We start from the raw sequence: 640 nt of genomic DNA, 5'->3' as shown, positions 1-640 counted from the left end.
GAGGCCGTCGAGGCCGAAACCGGTCCGGGGGAGCGACGCGTCGAAACCACGGCCGTCGTCGCGCACCGTGACGGTCGCGCTCGTGTCCGTGACGGACAGGGCGACCGACGCCGCGGTCGCACCGGCGTGACGGCGGACGTTCGACAGCCCCTCTTGAGCGCAACGCAGCAGCACGATCTCTTCGTCACGATCGAGGGCGGCCGCAGGAGAGCCGGCACGGCCCCCGTCGTCCTCGCCGACGGGCCCCGAGACCGCCACCGCGATACCGGTCTCCCGCTCCAGCCGCGCTCCTAGACGCTCGAGGGCCGCGACGATCCCGCCGTCGGACAACCCGACGGGAGCGCTCGATGCGACGAGCGCCCGCGTCTCCGCGAGCGCCGCTCGGGCACTGTCCTCGAGGAGGTCGAGCGTCTCGCCGACGGTCGGATCCGCGGCGACGACCTCGCGGCGGGTCCGCTGCACGAGGAGCACGAGTCCCGTGAGGTCCTGCGCGATCGTGTCGTGGAGCTCCCGAGCGAGCCGCTCCCGTTCGGTGAGCATGCCGGCGTCGCGGCTCGCGGCGGCGAGGCGTTCCTACGTGTCGTGGAGCTCGGCGATGAGTCGGCGCCGCTCCTCACTCTCGATCGAGATCCGCGAGATC

Annotated in this window: 1 protein-coding gene; it reads right to left on the bottom strand. The window is 73.0% G+C overall.

Features of this window, described 5'->3' with window-relative positions; translation table 11 throughout:
- Positions 1 to 540: sensor histidine kinase (locus AC4FQ5_RS19865; RefSeq protein WP_491146345.1), on the bottom strand; the 540-nt coding region annotated here is incomplete at its 3' end.
- Positions 541 to 640 lie beyond the last annotated feature (100 nt).

Source organism: Chryseobacterium sp. DT-167, assembly GCF_058310155.1.
Note: the sequence above shows the minus strand (reverse complement) of the source record. Positions and strands in the feature narration are given on the sequence as shown.